12 protein-coding genes are annotated in these 12,310 nt (G+C 73.0%); 2 read left to right on the forward strand and 10 right to left on the reverse strand.

All coding sequences use genetic code 11. From position 1 onward, the window contains the following. The 3 genes from ACIPLC_RS14545 to ACIPLC_RS14555 all read right to left on the reverse strand — a co-directional run bounded on the left by ACIPLC_RS14545 (position 1) and on the right by ACIPLC_RS14555 (position 2,583). Complete coding sequence (locus tag ACIPLC_RS14545) at positions 1-681, reverse strand: DUF4865 family protein (protein ID WP_400473305.1); 681 nt, start codon at positions 679-681, stop codon at positions 1-3. Between the two features lie 96 nt (positions 682-777). Further along, on the reverse strand, positions 778-1,344 hold the full coding sequence (locus ACIPLC_RS14550) for a TetR/AcrR family transcriptional regulator (RefSeq protein WP_400473306.1): 567 nt from the start codon (positions 1,342-1,344) through the stop codon (positions 778-780). Positions 1,345-1,563: 219 nt separating this feature from the next. Beyond that, complete coding sequence (locus tag ACIPLC_RS14555) at positions 1,564-2,583, reverse strand: LLM class flavin-dependent oxidoreductase (RefSeq protein WP_400473307.1); 1,020 nt, start codon at positions 2,581-2,583, stop codon at positions 1,564-1,566. A 399-nt stretch (positions 2,584-2,982) separates the two neighbouring features. Here ACIPLC_RS14555 and ACIPLC_RS14560 point away from each other — a divergent pair, with 399 nt between their 5' ends. Beyond that, on the forward strand, positions 2,983-3,972 hold the full coding sequence (locus ACIPLC_RS14560) for an aldo/keto reductase (protein ID WP_400473308.1): 990 nt from the start codon (positions 2,983-2,985) through the stop codon (positions 3,970-3,972). Positions 3,973-4,129: 157 nt separating this feature from the next. Here ACIPLC_RS14560 and ACIPLC_RS14565 read toward each other — a convergent pair whose 3' ends face one another. The 6 genes from ACIPLC_RS14565 to ACIPLC_RS14590 all read right to left on the reverse strand — a co-directional run bounded on the left by ACIPLC_RS14565 (position 4,130) and on the right by ACIPLC_RS14590 (position 10,019). Further along, a complete protein-coding gene (locus ACIPLC_RS14565; RefSeq protein WP_400473309.1) occupies positions 4,130-5,203 on the reverse strand; it encodes an LLM class flavin-dependent oxidoreductase in 1,074 nt (357 codons plus the stop codon). A 3-nt stretch (positions 5,204-5,206) separates the two neighbouring features. Beyond that, positions 5,207-6,112, reverse strand: coding sequence for an ABC transporter substrate-binding protein (locus ACIPLC_RS14570; protein WP_400473310.1), 906 nt, complete (start codon positions 6,110-6,112; stop codon positions 5,207-5,209). 62 nt (positions 6,113-6,174) lie between these two features. Further along, on the reverse strand, positions 6,175-6,924 hold the full coding sequence (locus tag ACIPLC_RS14575; RefSeq protein WP_400473311.1) for an ABC transporter ATP-binding protein: 750 nt from the start codon (positions 6,922-6,924) through the stop codon (positions 6,175-6,177). Continuing rightward, entirely contained in the window at positions 6,921-7,787 is an 867-nt protein-coding gene (locus tag ACIPLC_RS14580) for an ABC transporter permease (protein WP_400473312.1), read from the reverse strand. The genes ACIPLC_RS14575 and ACIPLC_RS14580 overlap by 4 nt, the downstream gene beginning before the upstream one ends. Then, on the reverse strand, positions 7,784-8,809 hold the full coding sequence (locus tag ACIPLC_RS14585) for an NrtA/SsuA/CpmA family ABC transporter substrate-binding protein (protein ID WP_400473313.1): 1,026 nt from the start codon (positions 8,807-8,809) through the stop codon (positions 7,784-7,786). The genes ACIPLC_RS14580 and ACIPLC_RS14585 overlap by 4 nt, the downstream gene beginning before the upstream one ends. Before the next feature lie 187 nt (positions 8,810-8,996). Next, positions 8,997-10,019, reverse strand: coding sequence for an ABC transporter substrate-binding protein (locus tag ACIPLC_RS14590; protein WP_400473314.1), 1,023 nt, complete (start codon positions 10,017-10,019; stop codon positions 8,997-8,999). Positions 10,020-10,447: 428 nt separating this feature from the next. Here ACIPLC_RS14590 and ACIPLC_RS14595 point away from each other — a divergent pair, with 428 nt between their 5' ends. Further along, positions 10,448-11,230, forward strand: a complete 783-nt coding sequence (locus ACIPLC_RS14595; RefSeq protein WP_400473315.1) for an IclR family transcriptional regulator — start codon at positions 10,448-10,450, stop codon at positions 11,228-11,230. 81 nt (positions 11,231-11,311) lie between these two features. Here the strand turns inward: ACIPLC_RS14595 and ACIPLC_RS14600 are convergent, their stop codons facing one another. Further along, positions 11,312-11,911 carry a winged helix-turn-helix domain-containing protein gene (locus ACIPLC_RS14600; RefSeq protein WP_400473385.1) on the reverse strand — a complete coding sequence of 200 codons (600 nt, stop codon included), beginning with the start codon at positions 11,909-11,911 and terminating at the stop codon, positions 11,312-11,314. Positions 11,912-12,310: the final 399 nt, after the last annotated feature.

Below are 12,310 nucleotides of genomic sequence, written 5' to 3' on the forward strand. Positions count from 1 at the left end.
TCACCAGTGTCGGCCGCTGGGCAGCCGGTCGAGTTCGGGACGGGACAGGTGCAGCACCTGGTAGCGGATGCCCGGTGCCTCGTCCGGGGCCGGGCCGCGCCAGAGGGCGAAGCGGACCAGCTCCCAGCGGCTCGGGTCCACCGCGACGGCGGCGGTGTGCAGGGCGGGGTGCACGGGGAACTCGGCGAGGGCCTGCTCGACCGCCTCGGCGGGATCGACGGACTCGGGGAGCCGGACGGTGTGACGAGTGGCCGTGGTCGCGTTCGCGGTACCCGTCGCATTCGCGGTCGCCGTCGCATTCGCGGTCGCCGTCGCATTCGCCGTCGCATTCGCGGTCGCCGTCGCGTTCGCATTCGCGTTCGCCGGAGCGTCCGGCGCGGCGCCGTGGGTCAGACCGGCGCCGAGCCAGTGCCGGACGGCCGGGCGGCCGAAGTCGGCGCTCAGGCCGCGGAAGCCCGGGCCCCAGAGGAAGCTGTTCATGCCCTCGGCAGTGCGCCAGAGGTAGAACGGCGCGTACTGGTTGACGGGCGACCCGTCGCGACCGCGCTCACGGACCAGGTACGCCTTGAGCCCGAGCCCCGGGTACGCGTCGAGCAGATGGCCCTTGTCGGCGACGCGCTTGCGGATGATCCCCATGTCGTAGTCGGCGGGGAGGGTGATCTCGTACTGCATGGCGTGCACGGTGGGTCTCCTCGGTCTGATCGTCGCGTGGGGCCACTCGGCCCTCGGCCGCGCGGCCATTCGGCCATTCGGCCACTCAGCCGTGTGCGGCGCGGGTCAGGCCGTGCGCTGGGCGGCGAGCAGGCCGAGGGCGCCGCGCACGGCTCGCTCGAAGGGCTCGGCACGGCCGGCCGCCCGGGCCAGGACGTAGCCGCCCTGGACGACGGCGACCACGGCGGCGGCGGTGTCGACCGGGTCGACGCCGGGGACGAGTTCGCCGGCGGCCTGGCCCTCGGCCACCAGCTCGGCGATCCGGGTGCGCAGCCAGTCGAAGGTCTCCTCGACGGGGGCGCGCAGTTCGGGGTCGGCGATGACGTCCGGGTCCTGGGCCATCCGGCCGATCCGGCAGCCGCGCAGCACGTCGCGGTCGCGGTGCAGGTAGGCGGCGATGCGGTCGTACGCGCTGCCGGGGGCGGACAGGTCGGCCGCGGCGATTCCCCGCATCTGTTCGGCGCTGCGGCGCAGGGCGGCGGCGGCGAGGTCGGGTTTGCCGGTGAAGTGGTGGTACATGCTGCCCTGGCCGACACCGGCGTGCTGCTGGATGGCCTTGGGACTGGTGCCGACGTAGCCGCGCTCCCAGAGGAGTACCTGGGTGCTCTCGATGAGGCGGTCCTGGGTGGTCATGTGGATCACTGTACATACCAGTAGGTACAGAAGGCCAGGGGTTCAGGGGTTTCCCCGGTTCGACCACGGCCGCCGGTCGGGCGGGCGGATCCGCGCCGGGAGACGACCGAGGGCCGTGCGCCGCCCCCCGGCGGCCACGGCCCTCGCCCGCTCGTCTCCCCCGCCCCGCCCTGCGGCACTCCACCGCGGCCGGTGGCGCGCGTCACGTCGGGCGGGCGCTCACGGAAGCTCGCGCCTGACCACCGGGGCGACCTCGGCCGCGAACAGCTCCAACTGCTCCCGCTGCGCCCCCTCCGTCAAGGCGTCGACTCCGATCCCGACCACCTCGTTGCCGAAGGCCTCGTGATAGCGGTGGATCTTCTCGATCACCTGCTGCGGGCTCCCGACCAGGGCCGAACCGTGCTCCAACGCGTCCTCCAGCGAGGTGAACGGCGACTTGTTGTGCCGGCCGGCCGCCGAGCTGAACATCGCGTCCCAGTACGGACGGAAGCCCTCGACCGCGTCCTGCGAGCGCTTCGCGACGTACAGCCCGCCGAAGCTCGCGCCCACCCGGGCGTCCCTCGGATCGCGCCCGTAGTGCGCCCAGCGCTCGCGGTAGTGCTCCACCAGGGACCGGTACTTGGCCAGTGGATGGAAGGAGTTGGCGGAGAAGAGCGGGTCGCCGTAGCGGGCCGCCAGGTCGGTGGACTGGGTGCTGGTCGCGCTGCCGTGCCACACCGGGATCGGGTCCTGCAACGGGCGCGGCGAGACGGCCGCGTCCTTGAGCGGCGGGCGAGTCGCGCCCTCCCAAGTCACCCTCTCCTCGCGCCAGAGCCGGCGCAGCAGGCCGTAGTTCTCGGCGAGCGCGTCCCACTGGCGCTCCTCGGGCAGGCCGAACAGGTCGAAGTGGCGCGGGTCGTTGCCCTTGCCGATGATCAACTCGACCCTGCCGCCGGAGAGCTGGTCGAGCATCGCGTAGTCCTCGGCGACCCGGACCGGATCCAGGATGCTCAGCACCGTCACCGTGGTGAACAGCCGGATGGTGGAGGTGCGGGCCGCTATCGCGCTGAGCAGCACCGGCGGCGCCGGAGAGAGGAACGGTTCACCGTGCCGCTCCCCCACGCCGTAACCGTCGTAGCCGAGTTGTTCGGCCACGACCGCCTGGTCGATGACGTTCCGCAGCTTCTCCTGCGGGGTGCGTTGGACGCCGGTCACGGGATCGGGCCCGTTGGCGACGAGGGACGAGACGGTGAACCGCACGGTGGGCTCCTTGGGGGCGCTCGATGGGGCCTCGGCACGGCGCCCTGGCCCGAGGCGCGGGCACGGCTGCCGAGGAGGGACGGCGGCCCGCGCGGAACGCCCCGGTACGGGCTGTGCTCACGCGGGCGGCACCGGGAGGGGATCGCGGCGGAGCGGCTCTGGGGCGGCGTCAGCGCGAGGTGCGGCGGCGGCGACGACAACAGCGGGCGGTGGCGGTCGCGGCTGCGGCCGCGAACACGGCCGCGGCCGCGGTCGCGGTTGGGGTTGGCGTCACAGCCTGGACGGTCATCGCGACTCCCCCCTTCGCCTCGCACGCGTACGATCCTCCGCGAGCATAAGCACCGGTCAGAATCGGGGCAAGGGCTTGATCCATCCGCGACGGCTGGCAAGATGTCCGGCATGAGCTACCTCGCCGCGGATGACCGCTATGCCTCGATGACCTACCGCAAGGCCGGCCGCAGCGGCGTTCAGCTGCCGGCCGTCTCGCTCGGCCTCTGGCACAACTTCGGTGACGCCCAACCGCTGGAGGTCCAGCGGGCGGTGCTGCGCCGCGCCTTCGACCGGGGGATCACCCACTTCGACCTCGCGAACAACTACGGCCCGCCGTACGGCAGCGCCGAGCGCAACTTCGGCTACCTGTTCGCCCAGGACTTCCGCCCGTACCGCGACGAGCTGTTCATCGCCAGCAAGGCCGGCTGGGACATGTGGCCCGGCCCGTACGGCAACGGCGGCAGCCGCAAGTACCTGCTGGCCAGCCTGGACCAGTCGCTGGGCCGGATGGGGCTGGACTACGTCGACGTCTTCTACTCCCACCGCTACGACCCGGACACCCCGCTCGAGGAGACGATGGGCGCGCTGGACAGCGCGGTGCGCTCGGGCAAGGCGCTGTACGCGGCGATCTCCAACTACCCGGCGGAGCAGCACCGGGAGGCGGTGGCGATCCTGCGCGAGCTGGGCACGCCGGTGCTGCTGAACCAGTCGGCGTACTCGATCCTCAACCGGTACGTGGAGGAGGGCGTGCTGGACGCGGTGGGCGAGACCCAGACCAGCCTCATCGCCTACTCGCCGCTCGCCCAAGGGCTGCTGACGGACCGCTACCTGTCGGGCGAGGTGCCGGCCGGCTCGCGGATGTCCGTCGGGCGGTTCCTGACCGAGGAGGCGCTCAGCGGACCGAAGCTGGAGCAGCTGCGGGCGCTCAACAAGGTCGCCGAGCGGCGTGGGCAGACGCTGGCCCAGCTCGCGCTGTGCTGGGTGCTGCGGGACCCGCGGGTGGTCTCGGTGATCATCGGGGCGAGCAGCGTCGCCCAGCTGGACCAGAACATCGACGCGCTCGCGGGCGGTCCGCTGACCGCGGAGGAACTGGCGGAGATCGACCGGCTCAGCCACTGAGCGGGGAGGAGACGGGACGGGGCGGTGAACAACTGACAGCTGACAGATTTCATTATCTGTCAGCTGTCAGTTGTCATCTGTTAGTCGTTCGCTGACATCTGTCGGTTGCCGACGGCAACGCGCCAGCCCTCAGCCCTCAGCCCTCAGCCCTCAGCCCTCAGCGGCGGATGCCCAGGGCGGGCAGAACCGTTTCTGCAACCCGGTGGGCTTCCTCCAGCAGAGGGTTGCCGGAGAGGATGAAGGTGTCGACGCCCAGCGACTCGAACTCCTGCAACCGCTCCACCACCTGGGCCGTCGAGCCGACCACCGCCGTACCGGGGCCGGGGCGGAACAGGCTCATTCCCGGCCAGAGGTTCGGGTAGGCCTCCAGCTCCCGGGCCCGTGCGGGCACCTTGCCCCCGTGCTGGCGGAACTGCCGCTGCCAGCCGACCCCGTCCTCCCCCTTGGCGCCGCCCAGTTGGCGGGCGTACGTGGCCTCACTGGTGACGTCGAGCAGGCGGTCGGCAGCCGCCCAGGCCTCGTCCTCGGTGTCGCGGACGATCAGGTGCAGCCGCAGCCCGATCCGCAGGGTCCGGCCGTGGGCGGCGGCCCGCGCCCGGACCAGGTCCAGCTTCTCCTTGAGCAGGTGCGGCGGCTCGCCCCAGGTCAGGTAGACGTCCACGTGTTCGGCCGCCATCTCGATGCCGGCCGCCGAACTGCCGCCGAACCAGAGCGGGATGCCGCCGGGCTGGACCGGCGTCAGCTCCCGCAGGCTCGCGCCCGCGTTCTTCAGCTCGTAGAACTCGCCCTTGTGGTCGAAGACTTCGCCGGCCGTCAGGCGCCTGACGATCGACCAGTACTCGGCGCTGAGCCGGTAGCGGTCGTCATGCTCGACGTCCAGTCCGTACTCGCGCAGTTGCGCGGTCGAGCCGTTGACCACGTTGAACCGCAGCCGGCCGCCGTGCAGGTGATCGAAACTGAGCGCCATCTTTGCCAGCAGGGTGGGCGAGACCAGCCCCGGGTGGACGGCCAGCAACGGCTTGAACGCCGGGGTGGTGGCGGCCGCGAGCGCGCTTCCGAGCGTCCACACGTCGTAGAGGTCGGTCGCGAGCAGGGCGCCGGTGTATCCCAACCGCTCCACACTGCCCGCCAGTTGCTGCAGATAGCGGAGGTCCACCGGGCGGCGGCCGGCCGGCTCCCACGGGTAGTGGCCCTCGCGCGGAATGATGTACCAGAGGACTTCGGAGGCCATGGTTCAGACCGCCTTGGCGAGCGCGGCGGCCACCGGGGCCTCCAACACGGGCAGATGGGCATCGGCGACGGTCAGTGCCCGGTCGATGAAGCCGACCTCGTGGAAGATGTCCGCGGCCTCCTGCTGCTCGGCGATGAACCCGGCGGTGGCGGGCTCCAGTTGCCACGGCAACGCGGCCAGCGCGGTCTGCCAGTCGACGGCCGAGCCGCCCAGCTGCTCCGCCGCGATCGCGGCCGCCTCGGCCGGGTGGGCGGCCACCCAGGCGTCCGCCCGACGCAGCGCGGCGGCGATCGCGGCGACCACCTCGGGGCGCTCGGTCGCGAAGTCCCGGCGGGTGAAGAACACCGAGCGGTCGGTGATGACGTCGCCGGTGCGGATCAGCTCACGAAAGCCCCCGCTCCGCCGGGCGGCGGCCAGTTCGGCGCCCTGCGCGATCCACCCCGCGATCTCGCCGTCGCGCAGCCGCTGGGCCTGGTCCTCACCCGCCGCCGGGCGCACCGGCGTGACGTCCTCGGCATACGAAAGCCCCTGCGTGTGCAGGGCCTTGGCGAGCAGATGGGTCTGCCAGGACCCGATGCCCAGCACGACGGTGCCGCCCTTGAGGTCCGCCACCGCCCGGACCGGGCCACCCTCCAGCACCAGCAGGGCGCCGTGGTCCGGTCGGGGCGCGGAGACCGCCGCGTACACCAGGTCGTGGCCGGCGGCCTGGGCGGCGACCGGCGGGGTCGATCCGGTCCCGCCGAAGTCGATGGTGCCGTCGGCGAGCAGCGCACCGGTGCGGGTGCCGTCGGTGTAGTGGTGGAAGGCGCCGGTCTCGCCGAGCTGGGCCAACTCCTCGTCCAGGTAGGGCAGCCGGGCGAGGTAGTAGAGCGAAGGGTTGCTGGCGTGGACGCCGAGGGTCACGGTCATCTGTTCAACTCCGATGGTGCGGGCGGACGTTCTCGGGGACGGTTCGGTGGGCCGCCGGCGGATCAGTGGACGCCGAGGTCGGCCAGCAGCCGGCGGCGCAGGTCGGCGAAGGCCGGGTCGGCAGGGTCGCGGGGGTGGTCGACCGCGACCGGTTCGTCACGGACGAGCAGGCCGTCGCGCAGCACGGCGACGCGGTCGGCGAGCCGGACGGCCTCCTCCACGTCGTGGGTGACCAGCAGCACGGCGGGACGGTGGCGGCGGACGAGGTCGCCGACCAGGTCCTGCATGCGCAACCGGGTGAGCGCGTCCAGTGCGGCGAACGGTTCGTCGAGCAACAGCAGTTGGGGTTCGCGGACGAGGGCCCGGGCGAGGGCGACGCGCTGCGCCTCGCCGCCCGAGAGGGTGGCCGGCCAGGCATCGGCGTGCTTCTCCAGGCCGACCTCGGCGAGCGCCTTGAGTCCGGTCTCCCTGGTGGCGGCGCCGCGCGGCAGGCCGACCGTGACATTGGCCAACACCCGCTTGGACGGGACGAGTCGGGGCTCCTGGAAGACCACCGTGCGCACCGGCGGGACGAGCACGGTGCCCTCGTCGGCCTGGTCGAGCGCACCGAGGATGCGCAGCAGGGTGGTCTTGCCGGTGCCGCTGGCGCCCAGTAGGGCGACGAACTCTCCCCGGGCGATGGAGAGATCGACGCCGTCGAGGACGGCCCGGGTGCCGAACACCCGGCGCAGGCCGCGCAGATGGACGGCCGGGGCGGCGGTCGTGGACGCGGAGGTGGTGGAGGTGGTGGAGGCGGTGGAGGTGGGGCTCATCGGGCTGCTCCCTGGACGGCCTGGCGCCACGGCATCAGTAGGCGTTCCAGGAACCGGACGACCGCGTCGGCGGTGAGGCCGAGCAACCCGTAGATCAGGATGCAGACGGCGAGGATGTCGGTGCGCGAGTAGTTCTGCGCCTGGGCCATCAAGTACCCGATACCCTCCGTGGAGTTGATCTCCTCGGCGGCGATCAGGGCGATCACGCTGAGCGTCATCGACAGGCGCAGTCCGGACAGCAGGGCGGGCAGTGCGCCGGGCAGGACGACGGTGCGCACGATGGCCCAGCGGCCGAGCCCGAAGCTGCGCATCGCCTCGACCAGCTTGCGGTCGGTGTTGCGGACGCCGCCGGAGGCGGACACGTACATCGGGAAGCTGGTGGCGACGCCGATCAGGGCGACCTTCGCGGTCTCGGTGATGCCGAACCACACCATGAACAGCGGGACCAGCGCCAGGAACGGGACGGTGCGCAGCACCTGGATCGCGGAGTCGAGCAGTTCCTCGCCGAGCCGGGTGAAGCCGGTGACCACGCCCAGCACCAGGCCGGTGGTCGCGCCGAAGAGCAGGCCGAGGCCGGCCCGGGTGAGGGAGACCCCGAGCGCGTCGGTGAGCTGGCCGTTGCCCCACAACTCGCCTACGGCTTCGGCGACCTGGGCGGGTGAGGCGAGGACGTCCTGGGTGAGCGCGCCGGTGGCGGAGGCGAGCGCCCAACCGCCGAGCAGGGCGAGCGGGCCCAGGGTGCGCAGGATCACGGCGAGGGCGCGCGGGCGAGGCCGCTGCCGCCGGGTGTACGGGGTGACGAGTCCGGCGTCGAGGGCGGCTCGGGTGTCGTCGGTGGTGCGTTCGGGGGCGGCCGTGGTCACTTGGCACCGTCCCCGAGCCGGTTGATGTCGATCAGGTACGGCTTGACGTCCACGAGTTGCTTGGTGACCTTCTGGTCGGCGAAGAACCGGGCGACGGTGCCGAAGCGGGCGGTGTCGGCGTCGGAGATGGCCTCCGCGGCGGCGCCCTGCCCGCTGACGTTCACCGCGATGTCCTTCTCGGCGGGGGTGACGGCGGTCGGGCCGGAGTCGGTAAACACATTGAGGTAGGAGGCCGGGTCGGCCTTCTCCTTGAGGCCGTTCTCGCGCAGGTAGGTGTAGAAGGTCTTGACCACCTCGGGGTGCTTGTCGGCGAAACCGTTGCGGACGGCCCAGACGGCGTAGTTGTCGGAGCCGACCTCCTTGCCGTTGACCAGGAAGTGCGCCCCGGCGTTGGCGATGGTGGGCGTGGAGAAGGTGTTCCAGGTCGCCCAGGCGTCCACCTGGCCGGAGTTGAAGACGCCGGCCGTCTGGTCGGCGCGCAGGTAGACCCGTTCGACCTTGTCGGTCGGGACGCCGTTCTTCTCCAGCGCCTTGAGCAGCAGGTACTCACTGGTACCGCCCTGGGAGACGGCGACCTTGCGGCCGACCAGGTCCTGGACGGACTTGATGGGCGAGTCGTTCCTCACCAGAATCCCTTCGCCGACGCCGTCGGGCGCGGTCTGGGCGAACAGCTTGAAGCCGGGCTTCTGGGCGAGCGCGGCGACGGCCGAGGTGATCGAGCCCTGGGCGATGTCGAGCTGGTCGGCGGACAGGGCCTGCGCGGCCGGGGCGAACGGGCCGGCGCTGCCGGTCCAGGCGACCTTGGCGTGGACGGCGGCCAGCGCCTTGTCCAGCGAGCCGTCCTTCTTGCCGCGGGCGAGGAATCCGTTGTTTCCGGGGTCGGGCAGGCGGAGCACCACGTCGGCCTTGCCACCGGCCCCGCCGTCGGCGGCCTTGGCCCCGTCGGCGGACGAGCCGCAGGCGGCCAGTGCGGTGGAGGCGAGCAGCGCGGTGGCGGCGAGGGCGAGGCGGGGGGTCTTCACGGGGTCTCCAAACGAAGGGCAGCTGACAACTGACAACTTTCGAAATCTGTTATCTGAAATCTGTCTGCTGAAATCTGTTAGTCGTGATCTGTCGGCCGGCGGTTGGCAGCCCAACGGCCGGCGGCCGGCAGCCGGCGGCCAGCAGTCGGCGGCCCGCGACCGGCGGGCGCCGTGAGCGGGCCCGCCCTCAGCCGCCCGCTGCGGCGCGGCGCCGTTCGCGCAGCAGCTCGTGGGCGGCGCGCAGCGGTTCCGGGTCGGCCCAGCCCCGGACGTCGACCGGGGAGACGAGGAATCCCCTCCCCCCAAGGAAACGTTCCTGCTGCGCCAGCAGCTCCAGGCGCTCCGCCGAGAGGTCCAGATGCAGGGTGCGGTGGCTGCCCGGTGCGTACGCCCCGGCCACGCCCTCGGCGCCCGCACCGGTCTCGGCCTGCAGGATCCGGACCACCTCCGCCGGGCGCTCGGCGGCCCAGTCGGCGGCCTCCAGCAGTACGGCGAGGAAGCGGGCGACCAGCTCCGGCTGCTCGTCCAACAGCCGCTGGTGGACGGTGACCGGCCGGGGCGTCCCGTTGTTGACCCGGGCCCGGCGGTCCGGCACCGCGTCCAGTTCCACGGCCACCTCCGCCCCGACCCGGCGGGCCGCCTCGACGGCGAGCGCCCCCTTCACGTACACGGCGTCCACCACGCCGTCCCGCAGCGCGGCCAGCTCGGCGGCCCACTGCCCGCCGCCGGGCAGGCCCGGGACGTCGACGAGTTCGGCGTCGTCCAGCGTGAGCCCGGCGAGGCCGAGGGCGCCGCGGAAGCCGGCCAGGGCCATGGCCCGCCAGAAGTCGATGCCGATGTCATGATGTGGGATCGCCAGCCGCAGCCCGCGCAGCTCGCCGGGACCGGTGATATCGCTGCCGGCCCGGACCAGGACCACCTGGCGCTCCTCGATCCAGGTGAGGCCGATCAGCCGGGTCCGCTCGCCGCGCGAACGGGCCCACAGCGCGGGGACGTTGCCGCCCTCGCGGAACAGTCCGGTGAGCGCGTGGGTGTAGTGGTGGTCGGCGGCCACCTCCGGCGGGGCGTCCTGGAGCGAGCGGACGGCGATCCCGTCGGCGGCGAACTCGCGGGCGAGCCACCCCTGGTCAGCGGCGATCCCGGTGGCGGTGGGCACCGGGCAGCGGGTGAACCAGAGGGTGTCGGGGGCACTGGGGGAACGGCTGGGCACGGGGTGTGGTCCTCTACGGAGGGCTTCGGCGGGCGCCGGAGGGCTGCGGGTCTGGGCCCGCCGCACGAGTCACGGGGCCCAGGGCGTCGGGGGGGTTGAGCGAGGCGGTGAACGCCGGACGGTCCGGCGTGAGGGGAGCGTCAGCGACGACACGCGCAGGAGGCGAGGCACCGGTGGATCGTCACGGCGTCGCTCCTTCCTGCGGGTCGGGGTTGCGGTGGCACGCCAGTCGGTGGTCGTCCGGCGCGATGTGAGGAGCGTTCCACGGCGATCGAGCCGGAGGCAAGGTTTTGCCACATGGTGGGATCACTTGTTCATCAACGCCATTCCATTGCAACGTCGTCGACACAATCCGGCAGCACTCGCTGCCCTACGCTGAGACTCCCCCGGTGATCCAGCCGGATTCCCGAACCGAAACGCGAGGTGCCATGGCCGAGGCCGCCACCGCCGTCCAGAGCCCGCCGGCCGGTGCGCAGGCCGTCCAGCGTGCGCTGGGGCTGCTGCACTGCTTCCACGACAACGGCCCCGACCTGAGCGCCTCCGACCTGGCCCGCCGGATGGACCTCTCGGTCTCCACCGCGCACCGGCTGGCCCGGACGCTGGTCAGCGCCGGCTTCCTGGAGCAGGACGAGCAGACCGCGCGCTACCGGCTCGGACCGGCGGTCGCGGAACTCGGCCAACTCACCTTCCACCAGCGCGGACTGCACCTGGCCGCGCCCGAGTTGGACCGGCTGTCCCGGCGCACCGGCGCGACCGCGGACCTCGCGATCCGCAGCGGTCCGCACGCGGTGATCCTGGTGGGGGCCTCCGTCCGACCGGACACCGGCCTCGGGCTGCGCCGGCCGCTGCACTCCACGGCGCTCGGCAAGGTGCTGCTGGCCTGGCCGCGCCCGGGCGAGCCGGCGGTGGCGGCGCTCGGCCCGCTGCCGTCGTTCACCGACCGTACGATCACCGAACCGGCCAGGCTCGACGAGGAGTTGGCGAAGGTCCGGACCGCCGGGTACGCGCTCAACGACGGCGAGTCGGCCGCCGGGGTGCGGACGGTGGCCGTGCCCGTCCTGGACGGCGCCGGGCAGGCCCGGTTCGCGCTGGCCGTCCGCTCGACCCCGGCGCACCTGACCGACGACCGCCTGGACTGGTTCCTGGGCCACGCCCGAAGCTGTGCCGACGCGCTTGCCGTCCTGCTGCTGCCTCCCGAGCAGCGCGCCTGACGACACGTCACAATGCCGCAGCGGGTGGCCCGTTCCACGATGGTACGGGCCACCCGCCGCGACCGGGCGTTCAGTGGCCGATCAGCTGGCCGGGGTGTACTTGTAGCCGACCCGACGGACCGTCACGATCGTGTCGCGGTAGGCCGGTCCGAGCTTGCGGCGCAGCCGGGCGACGTGCACGTCGACCGTGCGGCCGTCGCCGACGTGGCCGTAACCCCAGACCGCCGAGACCAGGTGGTCCCGGGTGTGCACCCGCTGCGGGTGCTCGGTGAGATGGGCGAGCAGCTCGAACTCCAGGTACGTGAGGTCGAGGAGTCGCCCGTCGACGTAGGCGTTGCGCCGCTCGGTGTCGACGGCGATCCCGCGCCCGGCCGGTCGGGCCGGACGAACACCGGCCTGTGCGGGCACGCCCACCGACACGCCCACCGACACACCCACCGGAACGCCTGCGGTCGCACCGACGTGCGCACCGGAGGGCCCGCCGACGGACACGCCGGCGGGCACCGCCGCCGAGGCCACCGCCACCGGGCTGTCGGCCGGCACGAGCACCAGGTACCCGACCATCGGGTTCCCTGCGGCGCCGCCGAACTGCGCACCGTACTGGGCGAGTAGACCCTGCGCCAGCGCACCCTGCGGCAGGGCGGCGACGACGGTCGCGCCCTCGGGCAGAGCGGCGAGCAGAGCCGCCGGGGCCGACGGGAGGACCGTACCCGGCTGGGGCGCGACGCCCGCGCCCGCCGGGCGGGGCGGGGCCCCATGGGAGGACCGGACCGGCCCCCCGGGCCATCGCTCGGCGGCCGACGAGCCGTGCGGGAGCGGCGAGGCGGAGGAGCCCGGCGCGCCGACGGCGCCGGAGCCGGCCGGGGCGACGCCGGGGACGGAGCGGACCGCGCGCAGGTGCGGGGTCGCGGTGGGCAGGGGCAGGGTGGCCGTGGACGAAGAAGACATGGTGTGCCGCTCATTTCGCGCGTGACGGACGGGGTGGAGTCGTCTGCGCGTCGACCGGGCGTACTACCGGGCTGATCCGGGATCAGCCGGCGGAGGGCCGGGACGCGCTGGGCGAGCCCGGACACGTCTGAT

Source organism: Kitasatospora sp. NPDC086801, from assembly GCF_044745805.1.
GTDB lineage: Bacteria > Actinomycetota > Actinomycetes > Streptomycetales > Streptomycetaceae > Kitasatospora.